Genomic DNA, 23560 nt, shown 5'->3' with positions numbered 1-23560 from the left:
CCTGAAACCTTTAGAATGGAGAAACGAAGATGAATGAAAGGGAGATCCTATGTTACTGGAAACGGAAAGGCTAATTGTTCGTGGATTTTCAGAAAACGACTGGAGCGATTTACACGAGTATTTGTCATTGGAGCAGGTGCTGAAATACGAGCCGGGCGGTGTAAGCGGTGAAGAGGAATGCAAGAATATGGCCAGGGAACGTGCGGAAGGAGATTGTTTCTGGGCAGTTAGCTTGAAGGAGACCAATAAAATGATCGGTCATGTTTATTTTGGGCAACAAGAGCCTGCTGAATTTAAAACATGGATGATAGGTTACATCTTCAACCCTGATTTTTATGGAAAAGGCTATGCCACTGAGGCTTGCCAAAGAGTTTTAGAATACGGGTTTGAAGAATTAGGAATTCATCGGGTGGTGGCTATGTGTAATCCTGAGAACGCGTCTTCCTGGAGATTGCTGGAGCGATTGAATATGCGCCGTGAAGGGCATTTCAAGAAAAAAGCCTTTTTCAAAAGAACAGATGACGGGCAGCCTGTATGGCATGATGCGTACCAGTATGCAATTCTAAATGAAGAGTGGAGTTCTATCGTATAATCCTATCAATCTTGGAGACAATACTAGTAAACGCCTTATTGGGAGGTAGTCTACGGTAATGAATTACTCTGAGATCTATGATCTTCACCTTCAATTGTTAAAAGCTTATTCTGCTCATAACAACGGAGAGTACTCGGCCTATCAAAGGGAAATCGATTACTACACGAATCAACTGCGTTTTGCTGAGGATATGGTGCAGAGGATCTTCGTTCTGAATCAATTGGTCAAGCTGCATGAGAAAGAGCGGGAGGACTTGATCCGGTGGTGTTCAGAAGCATATTTTCATAAAAATTACGATGTTAACGACTCACCGGACGGCAGTCTTGGATAATGCCGGCCGGTGAGTTTTTTGTGTGGAAGACTAGGGCTATCTGCAATTTATTTAGGAATCCATTTCCATTGACAGCCCTTCCATGTTCCGTTATACCTGCATATATATCAGGATTCGACAGGGACGGGAGGATTTCTACAGTGAATTCATTAATTTCAGTCATGCTCGTAGATGATGAGCCGCTTGCACTAGATCATGTGTACCACTCGGTTCCGTGGGAGGAGAATGGCTTCCAGGTGGTCGCCCAGGCGACCAGCGGGCGCATGGCGCTGCGGATGTTCGAGGAATTACAGCCGCAGATTGTCATCACCGACATCTCCATGTCGCCGATGGACGGCTTGGAGCTGGGGCGGCATGTCGTCCAGCTTGCCCCAAGAACGCGGCTGATCTTTCTGACTGCTTACCGGGATTTCGACTATGCCCGCCAGGCGCTGGAGCTGCGCGCGGCCCATTATCTGCTTAAGCATGAGATTAGTCGTAACCGCCTGCTGGAACAGCTGAAGCTGCTGAAGGAAGGTCTGGCAGTGGAGGCCGCCGAGGAAGAAGGGCACGGACATGCGCTCCATATCCTGCTTAAGGATATGCTGGCAGGCAAGTATCAGGCTCCTGCAGGAAATCAGGAATCCCGTCTGCACCGCCTCGTCGCAGATTATCAGCAGGGTCAGCCCGGACTGCTGTATTTCGAGCTGGAGGCTGCAATGAAGCTGGACGGCAGCCGGAGTAATACGCGCAGTGGCACGGCCCTCGTATGGAAGAATATCGAAGAAGAGATCCGCCGTCAGACAACGGACTTGGAGGAGCTTCAACTTCTAGAGATGGATGAAGGCGGATACATCGTGCTGCTGAAGATAACCTCTTCCAGCAGTCTGCTGCTCCAGCACTATAGCTTGCGGCAACTCGCTGCCCAAGTTCTGCTCTGTCTGGAGTCTTACTATCGGGGGAACCTTCCCAGAGTGATCCTCTCCGCAGGCAATGGCGCAGAATTGCCGGACCGCCGATATGCGGCGATGAGGCAGGCTTATGATTATTCTGTGTTTTTGCCGCCAGGTGCTGTATTTCTGCTGGAGCAAGCTGCTTCTACTCGGGAAGCTACCTGTATTGCTCAAGAGGTCAGACAATACCTGTTATCTCCCGAACGCAGCCTGCTGGAACGGCTGAAGACCGGTCTGGACCACATCGCTACCCAGGCCTACTTGGTAGATTTGCGCGCCGTCATGGGTGAGATCAGAGGCGCATGCCGCAAGGACGGAAGCTTCGCCATAGACCAGGAGCTGGGCACAGACGCGCGGCAAGTAGTTAACAGCTTGTACCGGATTCTCGAAGACTGCTTGCAGCAGCCGCAGAGTCCGAAGCAGTATTCCCGCTGGGTGAACAAAGCGATGGAGTATGTTGCCGGGAATTACGCCGATCCCGATCTGTCCCTGGAGACGGTCGCAGGCCATCTGCAGATCAGCAGCATCCATCTGCGGACAACCTTCAAGCGGGAGACGGGCCAGTCCCTGCTCGACTATACGACGGAATATCGGATCGGGCTGGCGAAGCAGCTCCTGCAGACTGGTGAGTACAAGATCTACGAGGTATCGGAGAAGGTAGGGTACAAAACCAGCCAATACTTCAGCCAGGTTTTCAAAAAAACAACGGGCATACAACCCAAGGACTTCCTGCAGCAGAGGGGCAGCGAATAGCTATGCGAAAAATTAAGAATAAAATTCTCGGCAGCGTGATTCTGATCGTTACGCTGTCGGTAACGGCCATCAGTGCCCTGGCGTATGAGCAGTTCTCTTCGATTCTCGAAGCGCAGGCCCTGCGTGAGGATACCATCCATCTGGAGCAGACCACGAATCAGATGAACCATATGATTGACGATGTGCAGAAATATGCCGCCAATATGGTCAACGATGAGCTGCTTCAGCAGTTCGCTGCAAGGTTGAAGTATTCCTCTACGTATGACGAGCTTAGTGCATACCGCGATGTGGTCACTCAGCTGACCAAATTTAATGTGCTGCGGGACTACCTTGAGAGCTCGGCCATCGTCCGCTCTGATGGGAAGATTTTCTGGTCCTCGCTGTATATTGATCCGTATTTTGAACGGCTGCTGCAAGAGGACTGGTATCAGGATGCCTTGAAGAACAATGCCAAAAGCGGGTTCACAGCCCCCCATCTGATCCAGGACCCCGAGAGCAAAAAAATTGTCAGCTTCTTTATCCGTTTTGATCCCCAGTATGGCGGAGTGCTGCTTTTGAATATTGATTACGCAGCTTTTGAGAGTCTGTTCCAGTACTTGGGCCAGTCCTTCGACCAGGTAGCCTGGATCGGCCCGGGTCAATCATTGCTCTATCAGCAAGGCACCGCCACTGAGATGCCTGCCCACACGCTGAGCGCAGACAGCCCGGACATTCAAGTCGTTAAGCATGACAAGGGTTATTATCTGGCCAGCGCTTTTGAAAAATCGGACTGGTCCGTCTCCACGTTTACCTCCAATGAACGTTTCTATGAATGGGTGGGTTATATTGTCCGCTACTGGGCCGTCTTCCTCGCCTTGTGTCTGGTGCTGTGCTTTCTGCTGTTTCTTCCGATTATCTCCAATATTATCCGTCCGATTCTGCAGATGACCAAAGCGATGAAGCAGGTGTCTATGGGCAACTATAATGTTCAGCTCTCGTTCCGCAGCAATGATGAGCTGTCTGTGCTGAAGAATGGTTTTGAGACGATGCTTGGCGATATTGAGCGGCAGATGAGTGAGAAGGTGGAGCAGGAGCGCTGGAAGCGTAAAATGACGGCCGAGCTGCTGTTCGCCCAGATCAACCCCCACTTCATCTACAATACCCTGAACACCGTGGTATATCTGGCCCGCAAAAAGAATTACGCCGCGATTGAAGAGATGGTTGAATCCTTCATTGGCATTCTGCATGATGCTGTCAATATCGGCGATGCCGGTCTGTATATCACGGTGGAGCAGGAGATGAACATTATCAATCACTTCGTTACCATTCAGAAGTACCGGTATGCCGACCGGTTCGAGGTAGTCTGGAGCGTGGAAGAACAGGCGAAAGGGGACTATATTCCAAAGAGCCTGATCCAGCCGCTGGTGGAAAATGCTATTTTCCATGGATTTGCGGAGAAGGAGTCTGTAGGCCGTATTGAGATCATTATCCGTAAGCGCAGCGGAAGGCTGCTGATCTCGGTCAGAGATGACGGCTGCGGGATGAGCCAGGAGAAGGCGCAGGCCATTACGAATGGAACCCTGCCGCCGGCGCGACTTCGTTCAGGGGCGATGAAACAGATTGGACTGTGGAATATCCGGGAACGAATCGAGTATTTGTACGGGCAGGAAGGCCGCCTGGTCATCCGTTCAAGTGAGCAGGGAGGCACCAGGGTATCGGTTCTTCTGCCCTCACGGCCGCCATCGGCGGAGTGAGAATACTATCATTATTTATACAAAATCATCGGATCGTCTAATTGTTGGGCGATGCCTTCAAGCTTATAGTACTACTATACAGACGGACGGAAGACATTACAGGAACCGCCCGCTGTCACAACAGATGCAAGGGGGATCTTAATTTGCACAATCTATTCAGTAAAAAAGCATCGGTTATAGCGCTTGTCTTAACGTTATGCTTCACCTTGGTGCTGGCCGGCTGCGGCAATGGAAACAACAACGCTTCCGGGGACTCCAGCGGCGCAAGCCCTGCGAACACCTCAAGCGATCCTGCAAACGCTTCCGGTAAATTAACCGTGTGGGGCTGGGACAAAGCCTGGTTCGAGGGCACCGGAGCCAAGTTCAACGAGAAGTTCCCGAATGTCAAGCTGGAGTTCGTTGAAGTCTCGGCGGGGGATTATCTGAAAAAAATTCAGACCTCTATCGCTGCAGGCTCCGGTCTGCCGGATATTATCTGGGGAGAAGCGGCCTTCCGCGGCGCTCTCTATGAGCTTAACGTACTGCAAAGCTTGTCCGAAGAGCCCTACAATTTCGATACCTCCAATCTGCTCGACTTCGAGCTTCCGCTGCTGACGAACAGCAAGGGAGAGCTTGTTGGTCTGGAGCAATCCGGCTCGCCTGGAGCACTGGCTTACAAGCGTGATCTGGCTAAAGAATACTTCGGGACAGATGATCCTGATGCATTGACTGCCATGTTCCCTGATTGGGATACCTTCATTGCCAAGGGCAAAGAAGTCTATGAGAAGAGCGGCGGTAAGACATTCATGCTGGGAAGCCTGATGGATGCGTATACCATCCTCTCCAACCAGGGGACAACCGCAGTTGTAGACGGAACCAAGGTGAATACTCAAGAGCTGCTTAGGATCTTCACTCAGCTGCAGTCCATCCGCGACAATAACGCAGAGGGCAAGCTGGCAATGTGGTCACCCACCTGGAATGCTTCGTATTCGCAGGACAACGTAATCTTTTATCCGTCGGCGAACTGGTCGCCAGAATTCGTAATCAAGCCTAACGACAAGGCCAGTAATGGCCGCTGGGGTCTGATGGTGCCTCCGGAAGGCGGATATCCATACGGCGGTACTACTATCGGTATTTGGAAGGACAGCAAAAATAAAGATGCGGCCTGGGCGTATCTCAACTGGCTGTTAGGCACGGACGAAGGCGCTGAAGCCAACTTCGCCGTCTCCGATTATATTTTGCCGCTGAAATCCTTCTTCAAGGATACCTCCAAGCTATCTTCCGGGGCGGATGAATATTTCGGCGGACAGGATCTTGGAAAGTTCTGGGTAGAGAAGGTGTTCCCGAACATGAAGTCCAAAGCAGTGACCAAATACGATCAGGATATCTACAGCTCCTCTGAGCTGGTGCTTCAGGTCATGGCGCAGGATAACAGCTTCGATGCGAAGCAGGCCCTGGACAAGTGGGAAGAACAGCTGAAGAAAAATCATCCTGAGCTGACTTTTGAATAACGATGCAGAAATCTAAAGGAATCAGCAGCAAAAATAAATGGCCGTACCTGTTCATCACGCCTTATTTCTTATCCTACGCCGTACTGAGCTTGTTTCCAATTCTCTTCACTCTATATATCAGTCTTACCGACTGGGATTTGTACGGCAACCGCAATTTCATCGGATTCAGCAATTACACGCAGTTATTTTTCCATGATGCCTTCTTCTGGAAATCCCTGCTCAATGTCATGATCTTCATGGCGGTATACCTTCCGGCCCTTGTCCTTATGGGAATGCTGGTAGCCAGCCTTATCGAAAGCAAGCTGATCCGCCGCAAAACCTTTTTCCGCCTTAGCGTATTCAGTGCCTATATGACAACTCCGGTCGCTGTCGGGATTATCTTCTCCCTGTTGTTCGATTGGCAGGGCGGGTTCTTCAATAATATGCTGATGGAGCTGGGCATTATTCAGGAGAAGATTAATTGGCTGGGCTCGGCCAGTTCCTCCCGCTGGGTAGTCATTCTGATGGTCTTCTGGAAAAATCTTGGGTATTTCGTCATGTTCTACACGGCGGGGATGGCCAGTATTGATACTTCTATCTACGAGGCAGCAGTCATTGACGGAGCCTCTTCCAAAGATGTGTTCACGCGCATTACGATTCCGCTGCTGAAGCCGATCAACCTGTTCCTGATTATTACCTCCATTATCAGCGGCCTGCAGCTGGTGGAAGAACCGATGCTGCTGTTCAGCGGCTGGGCTTCCGGCTCCAGCATGGTAGGAGGGCCTGACGGCTCTACCTTCACACCGATCTGGTACATGTTCGATGCTTCCTTCAACGGCAGTGCATTCAAGTACGGCAAAGGGGCAGCGATCGCTTACGGCACCTTCCTGTTCATCGCCTTGTTCTCAGTAGTTGGCATGAAATGGATCAACAGGGGCGGTGACGACAAATGAGAGCGAAGAAATTCTTTACTGTATTGCTGCTTAGCCTGATCGCTATCGCGTTCCTGTTCCCGTTCTATATGATGATTGTGATGGGAACCTACTATTCCGAGGACCTGTTCAAGCAGCTTCCGATTCTGCCCAGCGGCTATCTGCTGGAGAATCTGCAGACGATCATGTCTGCCAGCTTCCTGCGGAATTACTGGAACAGCTTCTATGTTGCTGTATTGTTCACCCTGGTGACGGTTGGGGTGGCCTCAATTACCGGGTTTGCTTTTGCCAAATATGAATTCAAGGGTAAAAATGCGCTGTACGGCTTCATTCTGCTGACGATGATGATTCCGGGACACCTGGGCCTAATTGCTTATGTCATGGAGATGAAGTGGTTCCACCTGAATAACACCCATGCGCCGTTGATTCTGGCCGGACTGAATAATGCCTTCGGCGTATTCTTCATGACCCAGTTCATCCGCTCCTCCGTCCCGACAGAGGTTATTGAGAGCGCGCGGATCGACGGCTGCTCGGAACCGGCTATTCTCACAAGAATTGTTGTTCCGTTCCTCATGCCGGCCATCAGCACCCTGGGGCTGATCTCCTTCCTCGGGTCCTGGAACGGCTATCTGCTGCCGCTGGTCACAATCAACAAGCCGGAGTTGTACACGCTGCCGCTGGGCATTGCCAATCTGTCCACCGTCTTCCGCACGGATTATTCAGCTAGTATCTTGGGTCTGACCCTCGGTACGCTGCCGCTGATTATTCTCTTCCTGTTCGGCTCCAAGACCCTGGTCAGAGGACTTACCGGCGGAGCGGTCAAAGGTTGAACACAATGAATAGGTAATCAACCGGAAATAACAGGAAAAAAACCTCTCTTGTGGTGAAATGGAGTACGCTCAGCCATTTCACCGGAGAGGTTTTTTTGTGTATTAACAGAGTGCGCGGGAAAAGAAGGATTTTGCCAGGATAAGGTAGAATAACAGTAGCTACAAGAAGAATAATGCCGGTCGGCCCACACATGGAGAACTGCTGCTCCAACTGGAACTAAGATGGCGGCAGATTCAATAATTCAGCTACTTGACGGCGGTATCTGTCTGCCTTGCGCGTACCGTGAATCAGGTTGGACAGCCGATAGGGTGGGATGTCATGTAATTCACAGAATTTCTTCTGATCCAAGTGCAGTTCTGCCAGACGTTGCTTAATGGCCCAGCCGTAGGCAGTAATAGGGCGTTTGCTGTTCAGATTGCTCACCTCGTATCGACTATCCAGCCGGTATGATATAAAATAGGTAAAGATATAATAATAGTTAATTATATACTTTTTTACGTCATTTTTCAATAAAAAATAACGTTTTTACGTATTATATTTTTTGGGGAGGCAGTTGACTGATGCAATCCATCTATGAACGTATTGAATTATTGATTAAGCGGCAAGGAATTACGAAGAAATCCTTCTGTGCACAGCTCGGAATCAGCACCGGCAATATGGGAGACTGGAAGCGTGGCAAATCTACGCCTGGCACACATAAGCTGATTGAGATTGCTGCATTTTTTCATGTAAGCTTAGATTGGCTGATCCTGGGCAAACAGCCCCAGACGATTCAGGAAAGCGGCGAGGATTATTTTTTTGGCCAAATGCGGCAATTGAATTGCCAAACGGAGGAGCTGCTGCCGGAGGAAAAGAACTTTATTAAGGAATATCTGGCCTTTACCAAGTATCGTAAGGATAAGGACAAGGATCAGGATACGAAAGGCGAAAATTCTTAAGCTGGTACCTTTACTTTTGAGCGCAACCGATTTATAATATTGAATGTTGGCCTCAAACAATGCTTCAACGTTAGATACACCGCGCGGTAGTGGTGGAATGGCAGACACGCTATCTTGAGGGGGTAGTGGGTGTATACCCGTGGAGGTTCGAGTCCTCTCTACCGCATATTTTTCATAAAAGCCGAGATCCTTGATCATTCAAGGGTTTCGGCTTTTTTTGAACAAAAGTTGACCTGAATGATACTTTTGAGACATCATTGACGAATTGTTGACGGAATATTTTTGAGGGTGACTGAGGCGTTATTATCTTTGGTTATAGGTTTTGAAGTGTTATTAGAAATAAGTTTGTTTTTATGGTGCATTGGAGTGAAAAACTAACGTTTGCCGATCTTGACCGCTTAATTACGCTGCAACATTTACCCATAGAATGGATTACCTTTTTGGCTAATGATCTTGCTTTCCCATAACTCAGCTAATCATCAGGCTTGCACAAAATGTACTGCAATTCTAAAATTAGCTGAATAGGTCATAATATTTTTTATGCTAATGCAATGATACTGTAGAATAGGTGTTAACTCAAAAGTATTTTTTCTATATTTAAAATAAACTATTTTGTTATATTCAGTTCACAAAGAACAAAGCGAGGGAGAATGACTTGGGACTTCAAATTGATGAAATTCACTTCGGAAAAGAAAGCAAAGCAAAAAACCTAATCATACTTATTCACGGTCTAGGAGCTGCTCAACATACCTGGAAATCTAAGAAAGTTAATTGGGTTAAGCTTCTTTTAGAAGATCCAGAGCTTCCCACTTTTGATGTTGCTCTAGTGCATTACGATACAGCACACATTGCATCAAATTTACTTCCGGTATTTTTTAGAAAAAATGTAATTAACTTTTTCGGTAATAAAGTAACAGTGCGAAAAAAAAGACAACTGCCCACGCTCGAGTCACTGCAGTCGCAGTTGGAAAGAGAGTTAAATCGAAGTAGGTTTCAATCATACAATAATATTTATATCATTGGACATAGTATGGGAGGTTTAATCGGTCTAGGGTACTTAGCTCAACAATTAGAACGCAAAACTAACCATTCAATAAAGGGGTTTGTTAGTTTAGCAACTCCGTATAATGGAGCTGCTGTGGCAGTTTTAAATCAGTATATTAGAAATATAAATCCTAACAACCAGATAGGAGATTTGGCATCTAATAGTATATTTTTAGATCATTTAAGTAGACTTGGAGTAAAATTCAAATCAATATTAGAGCCAATATGCTCCTTTGCATCTGGAGATATTGATCAAGTGGTCGATAAAAGAAGCGCAATTCCTCATTTTTTGGAAGACTGTTCCTTAGGAACTTCGCTTGGAGGTAGCCATAGTGGTATCCTCGAAGCAACTAGTTATGAGCATCCAACCTATATTCACGTTAAAGAGAAAATTTTGAGCTGGCACTTAAATACTCTTGATATTGGAACCAGTAATACTAATAAAGGGTCATTTAGTCCCACAATTGTGAACCATATTTTTAAAATCGCTCCCTATTTTCATGGGCGTAATATTGAGATAAACGATATTCGAAACAAACTACTTACGAAAGGTTTAGCCTACATAACAGGGATGTCTGGAATTGGAAAAACACAATTAGCCGTACAATATCTACTGACGTTCAAGAAGAATTATCAAGTCATATGTTGGGTTGGATCAGAAACAGAGCATACAGCAATTAGAGATTTGTATGCTTTTTGGAACGAAGTTTCAGAAGAATCATCTAATGATATCGATAAAGATATCCTCATTGGAAACATTCGTAATTGGTTGGAACAAAACCAAAATTATTTGTTTATATTTGACAATTTAAAGGGATTAGAATTTGTTGATATGCTTGTTCCGAGTATGAAACAAGGTCATGTCATTTTCACGAGCCAAAATGAACTATTTGGGAATAAAGATCTCTCTCTAATCTTAGATTCACTAACCCATAATGAATCACTGGAACTTCTCAGTCAATTATCAGGTTGTATGTTAGATGAATATGCGATAAAAATTACAGATTATTTTGGTCGGTTGCCGTTATCTATAGAACATGTTAGTGCTTATATTCATAATACAAAGCGAACATACAAAGAAGTCTATAACCTGTTGTTAAACCGACCTACAGATTTGAAAAAAAGAATTGGAATTTCTAATCCCACCCAAAAAAGTTTTGAGACTTTAATAGATATCATTCTCCAAGAATTGAAAACCAGTCAACCAGAAAGCATTGATTTTCTAATACTTCTGTCGTTTTTATCGTCTGATAATATTTCTCTAAATTGGTTCAATGGAATGAACAGTATATCTAAACTTAATCTTGTATTTCAGGATGAGTTATTATTTGAAGATGTCCGTCTTTCACTTCAAAAATACTCACTTATACAACTAAATGAGGTTTCCAAATCATTAAATATTCACAGATTGTTACAATCCACTATTCGAGAGAGTTTATCGAAAGAAGATAGGAATGAATGGCATCAGCAGATTACTGATATGTTTAATGAATTAATGCTAACTAAAGCTCTTGCTCCATTAGAGTACCGTAATAAGTCTGAATTAATTAGTCATATTCATTCATTAATGGACCATTATGATGACAGCAAATTCAACTTAAACTTCATGATTTTATTAAATAATACAGGAGAACATCTCACTAAATTTGCACGTTATTCAGAAGCGGAATTTATCTTACAATTTGTATTAAGAAGAATTTCTAAAATTGCTGAAGAAAATCAGAAAACAACGGCAGTGATTTTTATAAATTTGGGGTTCTTATACAAAAGTGAAAATAAGTACGAAATAGCATCAACTTATTATACGAAAGCTTTAGAGGTTTTAGAACAAAATGAGTTTTCAAATACTAAAATATTCGCTACAGCTTTAATGAATTTGGGACGATTAGAGATGGAACTCGGTTATTATGTTCAATCACATGATAAATTACTAAGAGCACTGACATTGGCGGAACAACTGGAGCATGATGATTCAACTGATATATGTCATTTTCTCAATAATTATGGTTTGATTTGTGATTATTTAAAAATTAAGAATGCACACAGATATTACATTAAAGTCTTAAAGATTTTAAAGTTTAATGATCAATTAAATACTTCTACAGCAGCTCTTGCTTACAATAACTTATCTGTGATTTTCAATCTACGCAAAAAATTTAGCTGGTCAATCTCAATACTTCAAAAATCTATAGAAATTGATAGAGGATTTTTGGGTGACAAGCACCCAACTCTGGCTTATCGTTATCAAAACATTTCAGATGCCTATTATATTACCAAGAATTATACAGAGGCTATGCGATACTTAAGGTTGGCTTACAAAATTAGGAGAAAGTATTTCAAGTTAGACCATCCAGATATAGGCATCATTTTTTTGAAATATGGAGACATTCTAGAAAGAAAAAATTTACTTAGTGAAGGGAAAAAATGGATTAAACGTTCTTTAAAAATTGATGAACAATTTTATCAAGATCATAATCACATTGAACTGGAACCGGCTCTCTGCAGGTTATCAGTCATTCAAATGAAGTTAATAGAAAAACTTAAAGAACAGAGTGTTATAGATCTAGATCAATTAGAGGAATTTTGTATTGAAGGAAAAGGTTATGTGCGCAGATCACTGAATATTCTAGAGTCAAAAGAAAAGTATATTCTTCTAAAATACTATAAAGATGTAGAATGCTACATCCGAAAAACAAAGATAGAAATAATCAGAAATAAAATATTAAACTAACTGGGCGGTTGTCCTAATGGCATCTTTTGTGTGTTGTGAAGTACGTGAGTTTCAATTACTGTGTAGAAAATCCTCGCTTTCGTTAGCAAGCAATACATATCGTACCTGAGAGATTCTGCCTCATGTGAATGGGGGGATAGGATTCTATTGATGAATTATTTTCCTTATTCAACAAAAAATAATTATTTACTTTATTGGAACACATGAACAAATAAAAAACTGCCACAATGAGTCTCGTCATAATTAAACGTAATTGATCCAAACTAGCCCATTACCTTGAGGGGGTAGTGGGTGTATACCCGTGGAGGTTCGAGTCCTCTCTACCGCATATTTTTCATAAAAGCCGAGATCCTTGATCATTCAAGGGTTTCGGCTTTTTTTGAACTCAAAAACACCCTTCGCACGGAACTAATCTGGGTATGAAGGGTGTTTTTGTTGAATCCGCTCTAGCGCAGCAGCTTCTCGATATCCTCTTCGATCTGATCCGGTGTTGTCTGCGGGGCGAACCGCTTCAGCACACGGCCTTCCTGGTCCACCAGGAACTTGGTGAAGTTCCATTTGATACTCTTCGAGCCGAGTACTCCTGGTGCCTCTTTGGACAGATACTTGAACAGGGGATGGGCGTCGGCGCCTTTGACGTTGATTTTCTCGTACATCGGGAAGGATACACCGTAATTGATCTCACAGAACTCGGCAATATCCTCGCTCTCACCCGGCTCCTGTCCGGCAAACTGGTTGCTGGGGAAGCCCAGAATCTCAAAACCGCGGTCTTTGAATTTATCGTACACTTCCTGGAGACCCTTATATTGCGGGGTGAGTCCGCACTTGCTGGCTGTATTCACGACGAGCAGAACCTTGCCTTTGTACTTGGAGAGTGATTCTTCCTGGCCCCGCAGGGTGTTGGCTTCAAAATCATGGACATTCATGAATGATTCCTCCCGAACATTGATTTACCACAATTTAATTGTACACTATTCACCGCCGGAAGCAAGTTTTAAAAGGTAATAATGTGCCTGATCGTTTCAAAAATGTGAGGTTGTTTAAGTTAAGGATAAGTGTTCTTACAAAATTTGTGTTAAAAAGGAGAGATTTAAAGATGAGTACATTGAAACTAAAACCCCTATATACTGCTACAGCCAAGGTTCGCGGTGGCCGTGAAGGTTCGGTGGAATCGTCCGACGGAGCGCTGAAGCATGATCTCAAAATTCCGAAGGAGCTTGGAGGTCCTGGTGGTGCAGGGACAAATCCGGAGCAGCTGTTCGCGGCGGGCTATGGTGCGTGTTATGAGAGTGCCCTTGCTAATATTGCCCGTAAAGAAGGCGTAAAGCTGCAGGATGTCGAGATTACCTCGAATGTGCTGATCGGCAAGGACGAGAGCGACGGAGGCTTCAAGCTGGCCGTGAAACTGGATGTGAAGCTGCCGGGCATTGAGCGCTCTGTGGCAGAGGATCTGGCTAAGAAAGCCCATGATTTCTGCCCTTACTCCAAGGCGACCCGCGGAAATATCGAGGTTGAACTGAACGTTCTGTAGAGATAGATAGCAATGTTCAATTGAATAGCATGCTTATTCGTAAGACCAGACAGTCAATGTCTGGTCTTACGTTATGTAGAGACGCAGAACCACGGGTAGGAATGGACAAAGCTGGGAATAATGGCTAAATAGAGTCTGAGAAGGCCGGAAGTGTGGTAAATAGCTTGCAGGAGCCTGTACTTTGGTTGACATCACCCCGGAAATTCTTTAATATGTCTAAGTATCTGTTAATGTCGCGCGTGCTATTAACTACCAAAAATTTAAATAATGGGTGATGAAGATGTCTTACAAACCGAGTATTACGAATGTGACCAAAGCCAGCAGCAATGATAAGGAAGGATTGTACGAGTTCATTATCAAGCTTGCTGACGGAACGGAGTGCCGCGCGTTCTACAACCGGTTTCCGGAATGGAAAATGACGAACATCAGCCGCCTGCTCAAGACTCCTTGTCCGGTATGCCGCAAAGATTTCATCTGCAAATGCATGGAATCCTTCACTGCTGATTTCGAAGAGCAAATGACCGGGGACGAATGGATTAACAAGGCTATTGCAGAATAATTAGACGAACGGACGTTGTAGGCGCGGGAGCTATCCCGCGTTTTTTGCTTTTTTTTCAAAAGGAGATAGGAATGTTACACTATGCTTAAGAGGAAGGGGCGGCGATGTGACTGAAGAGCGGAAGGAAGTGCAGGGCGAATCTATTGTGCTGATCGATGGGGTCTGTCATCTGTGCCAGGGAATTGTCCGGTTCATTATTCCGCGTGATCCCAAGGCGCACTTCAAATTCGCTTCCTTGCAGAGTGATGCTGCCCGGGAACTGCTTAAGGCAGGCGGTCTGCCCGAGCAGCAATTAGACACTGTGGTGCTGATAGAGAACGGCAAGTATTATACGAAATCGGCAGCAGTGCTGCGGATTGCCCGCAGACTCCGGTTCCCGTGGCCTGCCGCATATGTGTTCATCCTAATTCCGGGACCGCTGCGTAACGCTATGTACAGGATTGTGGCCAGGAACCGCTACCGCTGGTTCGGCAGGGATGAGCAGTGTCTGCTGCCGACACCGGATATGAAGCGCAGATTTCTGTAGAAGGTAAGGGGGATTCTGAGGGATTCTCTCAAATAGTGGTGAAAAAGTTATTGCTGACTTCTTATATCTATGCTACTATAGCAGTAAATTACAGGAACAGTAACGGAAGCACCGTTCAATGACCGTATTCACGGTTATTGGCGGTGCTTTTTTGCTGTTCTTTTTCTTATGTATTCAAGAGAGGAGGAGGAGTTCATGACGGCAAGAATCGTGCTTGCAGTCCGGGAGAGCCAATATATTGAACCGCTACTGCATTATCTGCATCATAGCGAATACGCGGAGATGCTGCGGATTACGGCTTTCAGCAGACTGGACGCTTTTATGGAATTTATGACAGGCGATGAGCTGCCGGATGCGGTAGCCGGGGACCCGTCCTTCATTGAAGCCTGGCTGGTGGAAGGGAGAAGTACAGTTCCCTGGGCAGTCTTAAGCGAAGGCGGAGAATTGCCGAATGGGCGGGATCTGGCAGGGGGAAGGCATATTGCCAAGTATCAGGCACTGCCGTCGCTGCTGGAAGCGATTCTCCAGCTGAGTGATCTGAAGCGGGTCCGGACGGCTGCTCTGCCTAAGGAAGCAACGCTGCTGCTCGGGATCGTCTCGGCCAGCGGCGGCAGCGGCAAAACTACGGTAGCGTTGAACATGGCGAAGCAGCTTGGAGCGGTTGGACTGTCCGTATTCTATCTGAATCTGGAGAGTGTGGACAGCAGCGGATTCATTCTGCGGATGCCGGGCAGCCATGTTCCCGGTCTGGAGCGGCTCTTATATGAGCTAAAGGCCGGAGGACCAGAGAATAAGGGAGGAAGAGGGGAGCCGAAATGGACCGATTATGCGTTCAGACATGACAGTCTGCGGTGTGATGCCTTCAGGCCTGTAGAGAATTTCAAGGAGATGCTCCAAATGTCCCGGCAGGACACACTGGATCTACTGGAGGGGCTGGCCGGAGCCGGAAGCTATGATGTGGTTATTGTAGACACCGGTGCTATTGAGGAGGAGCGGGCTCAGGCAGTTCTGAACAGATGCGGTGTCCTGCTGTGGGTGCTGAAGAATGATCAGGCCAGTATCCGCAAAACCGAACGCTGGCTGGATTATATCGCAAGTCCGCACTCCGGCATGCTGCCCGAGCTGGTGAACAGGAGCCGATTCGTCATGAACGGCTGCACCGGAGTGGAGAATGAAGGGCCGCTATCCGCTGCACTCCGGCTGGATGCTGTACTTCCGTATATTCCATCCTGGGGGTTACAGCATTATGGAGAACTCTGCCTAAGCTCTCCCCTATTCATTGACGGCATTCAGCAGCTCTCCAGAGCTATAGTAGAGCCTGAATTGCCTGGGGTGTTCACAGGGATTCCTGTATGAATGAAGAGATGTTCCGCGCCCTGCGCAGCGACATCCGTGCAGGGCTGGATGTGACCTCGGTCATCGGGAATGATGAGCTGGCTGCTTATATTGAACGGATCATTCTGGAGAGGGAACAATTACGCCTCCTGACTGCCCAGGAGAAGCACGAGCTGGTGAAGAAGCTGTTCGATTCCTTCCGGGGGCTGGATATTCTTCAGCCGCTGGTGGATAATCCGGCGATCACTGAGATTATGATCAACAGCCACGAGGAGATCTTTATCGAGGAAGAGGGGATGATCCGCAGGCTGCCGCTGGCTTTTGAATCGGGGAGCAGGCTGGAGGATATCATTCAGATTATCGTCTCCGGCGTCAACCGTGTGGTCAATGAATCCTCGCCGATTGTGGATGCGCGGCTGCAGGACGGCTCGCGTGTCAATATCGTACTGCCGCCTGCCGCGCTGAAGGGTCCTGCTATGACCATCCGCAAATTTCCGGAGACACCGATGACGATGGAGGAGCTGGTGAGGCGTGAAGCGCTCTCGGAGGAAGCAGCTGAGCTGCTGCGGATTATGGTTGCTGCCAAATACAATATTTTCATCAGCGGGGGTACTGGCTCGGGCAAAACAACCTTTCTGAATGCCCTATCGCAGTTCATCCCGCCGCAGGAGCGCGTCATTACGGTGGAGGATTCGGCAGAGCTGCAAATCGTTACGGTTCCGAATCTGGTCTCCCTGGAGACCCGGAATGCTAACACAGAGGGGAGGGGCGAGATCACGATCCGTGATCTGATCCGCACTTCGCTGCGGATGCGGCCTAACCGTATTGTCGTCGGCGAGGTGCGGGGCGCTGAATGTCTGGATATGCTGCAGGCGATGAACACCGGCCATGACGGTTCGTTGTCAACGGGGCATTCGAACAGTGCACTGGACATGCTCAGCCGCCTGGAGACCATGGTGCTCAGCGCTGCTGATCTGCCGGTAACCGTCGTACGTCAGCAGATCAGCTCAGCGATCGATATATTCGTGCATCTGTCGCGGCTGCGTGACCGCTCACGCCGGGTGATGGAGATCAGTGAGGTTGCGGGTATCCGCAGCGGCGAAGTCATACTGAATCCAATATATGAATTTCGGGAGTCGGGCGAACAAGATGGCCGGGTGCAGGGGAGGCTTGAGGTCTGCGGCAACCCGCTTCTGCATGCGGACAAGCTGCGGATGGCCGGAATCCATGATTATCCGCTCAAGCAGTATGAGAGCAGAAGCTCTGCGAAGGAGGCGAGTGTACCTTGAACGTCATGAAGAAGAGCGACCGGCATCTCCCTGTAAGGCGAAGCAAAGGGTTCATGAAGTGGACACCGCCCGTACTGCCGGTTGGCGCATCTCAAGGGGGAGAGCAGATGCTGCTGCCGGATTATACCGTATATGAGCTGACCTCCTTGCAAAAAATTCTGGTCATTCTGTGTGCCGGCGCCCTGTTGTTCGGTATTGGTTACTTGTTCTATCACCGGCTGCTCCTGGCTTCATTGCTTGTCCCCGGAAGCGCCTACGGGCCGCGGCTGCTGCGCGAATATCTGCTGCAGCGCCGCCGGGCTGCGCTGAATCTGCAATTCAAGCAGATGCTGTTCTCGCTCTCTTCGTCGCTCTCTGCCGGACGTTCGGTGGAGAATGCCTTCCGCGAGGCGGTGCAGGATCTGCGGATGCTTGACCCGGAAGGCGCAAGTGACATGATCTCCGAGCTGAATATTATCTGTGCCCGGATGGAGAACGGGGAGCCGATTGAAGATGCGCTGTATGAGTTCAGCAAAAGAGCAGGAATGGAGGATGTGGAGCGCTTCGCAGATGTGTTCATGGTCTGCAAGCGTACGGGCGGGGATCTGGTTGAGATTGTACGCCGCACATCCTCCATCATCGGCGAAAAGCTGGATATCCAGCAGGACATCGCAGTAAGCATAGCCCAGAAGAAATTCGAGGCGAAGGCGCTGCTGGTCTCTCCGCTGATGATGGTGATGTTCATGAGTCTGAGCGCCGGAGACTATATGCAGCCTATGTATACTGGTGCAGGAATAGCAGTGTCTACACTGGCGCTGATTGCATTGTTCCTCTGTTACCTCTGGACCCATAAGATCATGGATATTCCGCTGTGAAGGAGGGTGAGTGAAGGGATGTCATTGATCTGTGGTGCGATTCTGCTTCTGCTCGCAGCAGGCTGGCTCATTCTGAGGATGAGATGCGGCAGCCGTTATGCTGCTCTGCGGGAGCTGCCTATGGAAGGCCTGCGGCTGCGGCGGCTGGGTGAGCCTCTATTGTTATTAGTAGAACAGGGCAGAATTGCCAGTTATCTCCCCTCTGTGATGTTTCGGATACAACGTTCGCTACAGCGGATCTATGGTATGCGCTACAGTGCAGAACGGACCTTACTGTTCATGGGGGAGATGCTTAGCTACAGCTGGCTGCTTGCCGCAGGAGGAAGTGCGCTGACAAGCTTTACGGGAGAGCAGGCGGGAATAATCCTCGGTGGGCTCTTGGCAGTTGCACTCCCGGTGGCGATGGTTAGCGATCTGCACAAAAAGGTACGTGTACGGGAGCAGAATATTATGCTGGAGCTTCCTGAGCTGCTGAACAGTATTGTTCTGCTGGTCGGCGCAGGTGAGACGGTTCAGCGGGCGATTGTCCGCTGTGTGAACAGCCGTCATGGGGATAGCGCCCATCCGCTCTACGCTGAATTAATGAAGATGACAGCTGAATGGGACGGCGGTTACTCCTTCCAGCAGGCGTTCGAGAACTTCAGTAAGCGCTGTGCTGTACAGGAGGTCTCCATCTTCACCACTACAGTGCTGCTTAATTACCGCAGAGGCGGGGCCGACTTTGTTCTGTCGCTGCGGGATCTGTCACGGATGCTCTGGGAGAAGCGGAAGGCGATCAGCCGCACACGCGGCGAACAGGCATCGTCGAAGCTGGTTTTTCCGATGGTGGTTATCTTTTTGATTGTGATTGTGCTGGTGGGAACACCGGCGATTATGATGTTAAAAATGTAGGAGGTAGAGGCGTATGTTAACGCAGATGGCAGAAGGAGTAAGAAGTTTTTGGAGAGATGAGGAGGGGCTGGGGACGCTGGAGATGATCCTGATCATCGCTGTACTGATTGCGGTCGTTCTGGTATTCCGTGAGGAGATTGTGAAGGTGGTTAAGGATCTGATCGGCACGGCCGGAGATAAGAGTCAGGAAGTCTTTGAGTGATTCCGCTGCGGGAGGATGAGGGGAGCTTCACTATCGAGGCTTCACTTCTGCTGCCGATGCTTATGGGGATTACGATGGTGCTGCTATTCTTCTCCTTATACAGCTATCAGAAGTCGATGCTGCTGCAGATTGCCTCAGCTACTGCGGAGCGTGCTGCATATAACTGGGAGAATAGTAACCGGGCGGTAAGCGGAGAATTCCAGACCGGAAATGTTGATCCGCTGTACTGGAGAATCGGTGAGGATGGACTATTGGCTTCGCTATTCGGTTCAGGAGCAGAGAATGGCAGTACGGCCATTACACTGCCTGGTAATGCTGAAGAAGGAGGGCCCCTGCCGGTAGTGAAGCTGCGCCGGGCATCACAGATGGTGCCTGCCGGATTACAGGGAGAAATGAGCTATGTCTACGGATTGACTGGCCGCAGAATCAGTACGGAGCTGAAGAAGGTGCTACATCTGCCTGTTCTGGATAATCTGCTGGCCGATAGAGCTGCGCCTGAGGTGTATGCCCGCTCCTACGTTACGGAGCCTGTTGAATTCATAAGAACGGTGGATCTCATGCGTTACTATGGGTCGAAGTTCAAACAGGATTCCTCCGCCGGTAAGGAGGGCACCGGCATGGAGAAAACGCATGCAGCCCAGATGCTTGATAAGCTGCATTAAGGATGACTGGTGATGAAGCAGCTTGGACCGGGGTGTTCAAGAATAAGGTTAAGGGGAAGTTCGGATGCGTATTTTCAGTCACAGCAGGTGCTTAAGCAAATCGTCTGGCCGGAGCCACTGCTTGGATTACGGCGGTGATCCTATTAGCAGTAGTACATCCCAAGGCATAGGCAAATGGTCACCGGGATATATTGTCAGATATCTTCGCTCAGCGGAAGGTTCGGTATCTATCTTTCTTATTATGGTACTGGCGTTTGTGTTTCTTTTTAATGCTGTGCTGATCGATTACGCACGGATTGCGGCGGTGAATGTGCAGGAGGAACGTCTGGCGAGAGCTGCTATACGCTCTGTAATGTCCGCTTATGACATTGAGCTGCGCGAGAACTATGGCTTATTCGCCTTCGGCGGCGGGGACGGCAATCAGCTGCTATCGAAGGTGCTTAACGACAATCTGTACGAGAGCGGACGGGGGGATGCCTTTAACCTGCTGCCCGTGATGGTGGATTCCTCTTCGCTGGACTGGAGCCGCCCGCTGGGCACCTACGAGGTCTTCCGGCGGCAGATTATAGAAGAGATGAAGTACAAAGCGCCGGTTGATTTCGCCCTGGAGCTGGCAGGCAAGCTTAAGCCGTTATCGGCGGCGATGACGGAGGCTTCACGGACAACAGAGATACTGGGTGACTTGCAGCCCTTATATGATCAGCGTGAGGAAGCGCTGGATCTCTTGCTGAAGAAGCGCAAGGAAGCTGCTGACAGTGCACAGAACCTGCAGAAGCTGCTGATGAATCCTCCGGGTGACAGTATTCCTGCGCGTTCGCTTGCATCCTTGGCCGCAAGCTCCGATATCCCGGCGATGTATGGGGATTATGTTAACAAATATTATGACGATTATTACCGTCCCCCCAAGACATGGCCGAAGTACACGGCAGTGCTATCGCAGTATCAGGTTCAGATTGGTGAAGTAACAGGCAAGATACCGGCAGTGCTGGCGGACTTCCAGGAGAAAAATAGCCGTCTGCTGGATGAAGCAGAGGCTGCACTTGAGCAGGTGAATGCGCTGAACCTTCAGATGCAGAGTGTCATTGATCAGGCGGATGCGGATGCCAGTACTGCGGGGGATGATCCTGCCCATAACTGGGACATTCCGGACACGGCCGGAGAGCTTAGCTCAGAGCCTCTTAAGAAGCTGAGAGCACAGGTGGAGGGACTTATCCTTCCTCCAGCTGAGCTTAGCGAGCTGGGGAATAACATCGGGGTACAGCGAAGTACCGCACTTCCCTTGGAGCCGCTGGTCTCCGGCTTGCCGTCTATATTAAGTACAGCATCCGGACTGTATGCCGACTATTCTCTTATGAGCGCAGGGGTTCTTAATGCTTCCCGGGCAGTGCACGGCTATATAAGCAGCTACGGGCAAGACGGTACTGTTATAAAGCAGGAAGCGGAACAGATTGAGAGCCGCCGCACTGCTGACGGCCAGCGCAAGCAGATAGAAGGGCAGGCAAAGAAGAAGCTTGGAGATGCGATGAAACTGCTGGATCAGATCCGCGCGCTGGGAAGCAGCGCGCATGAAGCGATGGAGCAGTATGGTAGTCTGCGTCAATACTACCAGCAGAATGTGGCCTTTAACGAAGGTCTGGAGCAGGAGCCGGGGGCTACTGTGAATACTGGGGATCAATACGCTGCGGGCAAATCGTCCATGAAAGATATGGATGGGATATATGCTGCTATGGGCAGTGTGCTGGCAGGAGCCAGAGACCGGCTGTACCAGACGGAGTACTCTGCGATGTATTTCCGGCATTTCGATCTGTCTGCGCTAACCTCCCTGGCTTCCGGGTCTGCTGAAGGATTCGGTGAGCAGCTGGGAGAACAGCTGAAGCCGCAGGCGCAAGAGCTGGAATATATTTTGTACGGATTCTATAATCCTGCAGGCAATGTGGCAGCCGCTTATGGTGAGATCTTTGCTCTGCGGCTGGCTGTGCGGACAATGGAAGGCCTGATTGAGAAAGCAGGTATGGGGAATCCGCTTGTCGTTCTGGCCGCCGCACTGCTGTACGGCATTGAGCAGGCTATCCAGGATATGATACAGCTCTGCACCAAGGGGGAGATTCCCTTATCCAAATACATGACCGCACAGCTCAGCTATCGTGACTATCTTCGGCTGTTCCTCCTGCTGCATGGGGGAGGGGAAGAACAGTTATCCCGGATTCTTGCGCTGATCCGCCTGAATACCGGTATCAATCCGGCAGAGAAATATACATATGCCTCTGCCGGGATCACGATGGGGATGCAGCTTTGGTTTCTGCCGGGTGTAGTGAAGCTGGTGAATTACAGTGCCGGACTGCCAGGAGATGTGCGGGGCAAAGTTTATTTCAGACAAGCAGCGGCTGACTTTTCTTACTAAGGGGGAGGGTAGAATGAAGCGGTGGCTGAGGAAATCGCCGGACCCTAAGGATGAAGGCAGCATGGTTGTGGAGGCGGCACTGATTCTGCCTGTGTTCCTGCTATTTGTCCTGTTCCTCATCTTCATTATCCAAATGACCTTGTATTCAACAGCGCTGCAGAGTACGGCTTCTGACACTGTCAAAATAATCTCAAGCCATATGTATCCGGCAGCTCTGGCCATGCAGCAGCAGGAGGGGGGAGGTGGAGAGGAAGCCGGAGAAGCAGGTGAGGTTGAGCACTCAGGTGATGCGGACTCCTCCAGCATCTGGAGCATACCGCGCCTGTCGATAACGGAGTGGAGTGAGGACTACGTGGAGAAGCTTCCGCAGCCGATGGAATCCTGGGTCAGGGCTGTGGTCCGGGAGGGAGAAGGGCCACTGCAGAAGGTGCAGGCAGGAGCGTCCGAAGCCGCGCTGGATTTGGTGCTTAAGCCGATGCTCCGGCCATATCTATCATCGGACTGGCTAGAATATAGCAGAATTCATGTATCTAATGTTACTGTACCTGATCTGAGGCAAGGGACGCATCCGTATTTCGGTATGGTAGTCAGCTATGAGCTGCCAATGCGAGTCCCGTTCCTGAATGAAAAAATCGTGCTGGAGGCCAGCGCAGTTGAACGCTTATGGGTCGGCAACACCGATTCAACCGGGGAAGGAAATCCGGCTGAACCTGCTGAGGAGACCGGAACCATTATGATCCTGGAGAAGCCGAATCCGGGAGTAGCGAATCACCAGGGCATTATCAAGGTAAAGGTGCCTCCCGGGGCATCGGCGAATCTGTCGATCTTCTATAAGAGCGGCCAGAGTACTGCCAAGTATCTGGGCTGGAAGCAAGCGGATGAGCAAGGGTACATCGAATGGGAATGGAAGATCGGCGTGAATACTACGCCGGGTACCTGGCCCTTCGTGGTTAGTCTGGCTGATGGAGCTACGCTTCAGGCGACTTTTACAGTGGTGAACAAATAAAAGAGTAGAGAAAAGAGG

The 23560-nt window shown here is 48.7% G+C and carries 22 protein-coding genes and 1 tRNA gene; 21 read left to right on the top strand and 2 right to left on the bottom strand.

The window, feature by feature from the left end:
- The first annotated feature begins 49 nt into the window (after positions 1-49).
- The 7 genes from MKY64_RS21165 to MKY64_RS21135 all read left to right on the top strand — a co-directional run bounded on the left by MKY64_RS21165 (position 50) and on the right by MKY64_RS21135 (position 7572).
- A complete protein-coding gene (locus MKY64_RS21165) occupies positions 50-592 on the top strand; it encodes a GNAT family N-acetyltransferase (protein WP_340955509.1) in 543 nt (180 codons plus the stop codon).
- Between the two features lie 58 nt (positions 593-650).
- The gene (locus MKY64_RS21160) at positions 651-923 is read left to right on the top strand and encodes a hypothetical protein (RefSeq protein WP_339313057.1); all 273 of its coding nucleotides are present in this window, start codon (positions 651-653) and stop codon (positions 921-923) included.
- 140 nt (positions 924-1063) lie between these two features.
- Positions 1064-2608, top strand: coding sequence for a response regulator (locus MKY64_RS21155; RefSeq protein ID WP_339254207.1), 1545 nt, complete (start codon positions 1064-1066; stop codon positions 2606-2608).
- Positions 2609-2610: 2 nt separating this feature from the next.
- A complete protein-coding gene (locus tag MKY64_RS21150) occupies positions 2611-4341 on the top strand; it encodes a cache domain-containing sensor histidine kinase (RefSeq protein WP_339313058.1) in 1731 nt (576 codons plus the stop codon).
- A 143-nt stretch (positions 4342-4484) separates the two neighbouring features.
- Entirely contained in the window at positions 4485-5831 is a 1347-nt protein-coding gene (locus MKY64_RS21145; RefSeq protein WP_339313059.1) for an ABC transporter substrate-binding protein, read from the top strand.
- 2 nt (positions 5832-5833) lie between these two features.
- The gene (locus MKY64_RS21140) at positions 5834-6763 is read left to right on the top strand and encodes a carbohydrate ABC transporter permease (protein ID WP_340955506.1); all 930 of its coding nucleotides are present in this window, start codon (positions 5834-5836) and stop codon (positions 6761-6763) included.
- Positions 6760-7572, top strand: a complete 813-nt coding sequence (locus MKY64_RS21135) for a carbohydrate ABC transporter permease (RefSeq protein WP_076082389.1) — start codon at positions 6760-6762, stop codon at positions 7570-7572. Before MKY64_RS21140 ends, MKY64_RS21135 begins: the two co-directional genes overlap by 4 nt.
- A gap of 217 nt (positions 7573-7789) precedes the next feature.
- Here MKY64_RS21135 and MKY64_RS21130 read toward each other — a convergent pair whose 3' ends face one another.
- Positions 7790-7987 (bottom strand): hypothetical protein, encoded by a 198-nt coding sequence (locus MKY64_RS21130; RefSeq protein ID WP_036697411.1) that lies wholly within the window; start codon positions 7985-7987, stop codon positions 7790-7792.
- Between the two features lie 146 nt (positions 7988-8133).
- Here MKY64_RS21130 and MKY64_RS21125 point away from each other — a divergent pair, with 146 nt between their 5' ends.
- From MKY64_RS21125 to MKY64_RS21115, 3 genes are all read left to right on the top strand, one after another.
- Positions 8134-8511 carry a helix-turn-helix domain-containing protein gene (locus MKY64_RS21125; RefSeq protein ID WP_036727506.1) on the top strand — a complete coding sequence of 126 codons (378 nt, stop codon included), beginning with the start codon at positions 8134-8136 and terminating at the stop codon, positions 8509-8511.
- Positions 8512-8594: 83 nt separating this feature from the next.
- A tRNA-Leu gene (locus MKY64_RS21120) sits at positions 8595-8677 on the top strand.
- Positions 8678-9166: 489 nt separating this feature from the next.
- Positions 9167-12286 carry a tetratricopeptide repeat protein gene (locus MKY64_RS21115; RefSeq protein ID WP_340955503.1) on the top strand — a complete coding sequence of 1040 codons (3120 nt, stop codon included), beginning with the start codon at positions 9167-9169 and terminating at the stop codon, positions 12284-12286.
- Positions 12287-12732: 446 nt separating this feature from the next.
- Here the strand turns inward: MKY64_RS21115 and MKY64_RS21110 are convergent, their stop codons facing one another.
- Positions 12733-13212, bottom strand: coding sequence for a glutathione peroxidase (locus MKY64_RS21110; RefSeq protein ID WP_036727508.1), 480 nt, complete (start codon positions 13210-13212; stop codon positions 12733-12735).
- Positions 13213-13382: 170 nt separating this feature from the next.
- Here MKY64_RS21110 and MKY64_RS21105 point away from each other — a divergent pair, with 170 nt between their 5' ends.
- The 11 genes from MKY64_RS21105 (at position 13383) to MKY64_RS21055 (ending at position 23542) form a co-directional block, all read left to right on the top strand.
- Positions 13383-13817, top strand: coding sequence for an organic hydroperoxide resistance protein (locus MKY64_RS21105; protein ID WP_036727509.1), 435 nt, complete (start codon positions 13383-13385; stop codon positions 13815-13817).
- Positions 13818-14097: 280 nt separating this feature from the next.
- Entirely contained in the window at positions 14098-14376 is a 279-nt protein-coding gene (locus tag MKY64_RS21100) for a hypothetical protein (protein ID WP_036727511.1), read from the top strand.
- Positions 14377-14482: 106 nt separating this feature from the next.
- On the top strand, positions 14483-14902 hold the full coding sequence (locus MKY64_RS21095; RefSeq protein WP_036727513.1) for a thiol-disulfide oxidoreductase DCC family protein: 420 nt from the start codon (positions 14483-14485) through the stop codon (positions 14900-14902).
- A 195-nt stretch (positions 14903-15097) separates the two neighbouring features.
- Entirely contained in the window at positions 15098-16258 is a 1161-nt protein-coding gene (locus MKY64_RS21090; RefSeq protein ID WP_340955500.1) for a hypothetical protein, read from the top strand.
- Entirely contained in the window at positions 16255-17526 is a 1272-nt protein-coding gene (locus MKY64_RS21085; protein WP_340955498.1) for a CpaF family protein, read from the top strand. Before MKY64_RS21090 ends, MKY64_RS21085 begins: the two co-directional genes overlap by 4 nt.
- A 53-nt stretch (positions 17527-17579) precedes the next feature.
- Positions 17580-18380, top strand: a complete 801-nt coding sequence (locus MKY64_RS21080; RefSeq protein ID WP_340958142.1) for a type II secretion system F family protein — start codon at positions 17580-17582, stop codon at positions 18378-18380.
- 18 nt (positions 18381-18398) lie between these two features.
- The gene (locus MKY64_RS21075; protein WP_340955496.1) at positions 18399-19271 is read left to right on the top strand and encodes a type II secretion system F family protein; all 873 of its coding nucleotides are present in this window, start codon (positions 18399-18401) and stop codon (positions 19269-19271) included.
- Positions 19272-19284: 13 nt separating this feature from the next.
- Positions 19285-19473, top strand: a complete 189-nt coding sequence (locus MKY64_RS21070) for a Flp1 family type IVb pilin (protein WP_036727518.1) — start codon at positions 19285-19287, stop codon at positions 19471-19473.
- On the top strand, positions 19470-20135 hold the full coding sequence (locus tag MKY64_RS21065; RefSeq protein ID WP_340955494.1) for a TadE/TadG family type IV pilus assembly protein: 666 nt from the start codon (positions 19470-19472) through the stop codon (positions 20133-20135). Before MKY64_RS21070 ends, MKY64_RS21065 begins: the two co-directional genes overlap by 4 nt.
- A 256-nt stretch (positions 20136-20391) precedes the next feature.
- The gene (locus MKY64_RS21060; protein WP_340955492.1) at positions 20392-22536 is read left to right on the top strand and encodes a hypothetical protein; all 2145 of its coding nucleotides are present in this window, start codon (positions 20392-20394) and stop codon (positions 22534-22536) included.
- 13 nt (positions 22537-22549) lie between these two features.
- Positions 22550-23542, top strand: coding sequence for a TadE/TadG family type IV pilus assembly protein (locus MKY64_RS21055; protein WP_340955490.1), 993 nt, complete (start codon positions 22550-22552; stop codon positions 23540-23542).
- Positions 23543-23560: the final 18 nt, after the last annotated feature.

The organism is Paenibacillus sp. FSL R7-0210 (assembly GCF_038009085.1).
Lineage (GTDB): Bacteria > Bacillota > Bacilli > Paenibacillales > Paenibacillaceae > Paenibacillus_AQ > Paenibacillus_AQ silagei.
The sequence above is the reverse complement of the archived record's forward strand: the minus strand, read 5'-3'. Positions and strand labels throughout refer to the sequence as shown.

Coding starts and splice junctions, on each gene's coding strand:
- MKY64_RS21165 (WP_340955509.1), top strand. CDS start 50: ATGTTACTGGAAACGGAAAGGCTAATTGTTCGTGGATTTTCAGAAAAC.
- MKY64_RS21160 (WP_339313057.1), top strand. CDS start 651: ATGAATTACTCTGAGATCTATGATCTTCACCTTCAATTGTTAAAAGCT.
- MKY64_RS21150 (WP_339313058.1), top strand. CDS start 2,611: ATGCGAAAAATTAAGAATAAAATTCTCGGCAGCGTGATTCTGATCGTT.
- MKY64_RS21140 (WP_340955506.1), top strand. CDS start 5,834: ATGCAGAAATCTAAAGGAATCAGCAGCAAAAATAAATGGCCGTACCTG.
- MKY64_RS21135 (WP_076082389.1), top strand. CDS start 6,760: ATGAGAGCGAAGAAATTCTTTACTGTATTGCTGCTTAGCCTGATCGCT.
- MKY64_RS21125 (WP_036727506.1), top strand. CDS start 8,134: ATGCAATCCATCTATGAACGTATTGAATTATTGATTAAGCGGCAAGGA.
- MKY64_RS21110 (WP_036727508.1), bottom strand. CDS start 13,212: ATGAATGTCCATGATTTTGAAGCCAACACCCTGCGGGGCCAGGAAGAA.
- MKY64_RS21105 (WP_036727509.1), top strand. CDS start 13,383: ATGAGTACATTGAAACTAAAACCCCTATATACTGCTACAGCCAAGGTT.
- MKY64_RS21100 (WP_036727511.1), top strand. CDS start 14,098: ATGTCTTACAAACCGAGTATTACGAATGTGACCAAAGCCAGCAGCAAT.
- MKY64_RS21090 (WP_340955500.1), top strand. CDS start 15,098: ATGACGGCAAGAATCGTGCTTGCAGTCCGGGAGAGCCAATATATTGAA.
- MKY64_RS21085 (WP_340955498.1), top strand. CDS start 16,255: ATGAATGAAGAGATGTTCCGCGCCCTGCGCAGCGACATCCGTGCAGGG.
- MKY64_RS21080 (WP_340958142.1), top strand. CDS start 17,580: ATGAAGTGGACACCGCCCGTACTGCCGGTTGGCGCATCTCAAGGGGGA.
- MKY64_RS21075 (WP_340955496.1), top strand. CDS start 18,399: ATGTCATTGATCTGTGGTGCGATTCTGCTTCTGCTCGCAGCAGGCTGG.
- MKY64_RS21070 (WP_036727518.1), top strand. CDS start 19,285: ATGTTAACGCAGATGGCAGAAGGAGTAAGAAGTTTTTGGAGAGATGAG.
- MKY64_RS21055 (WP_340955490.1), top strand. CDS start 22,550: ATGAAGCGGTGGCTGAGGAAATCGCCGGACCCTAAGGATGAAGGCAGC.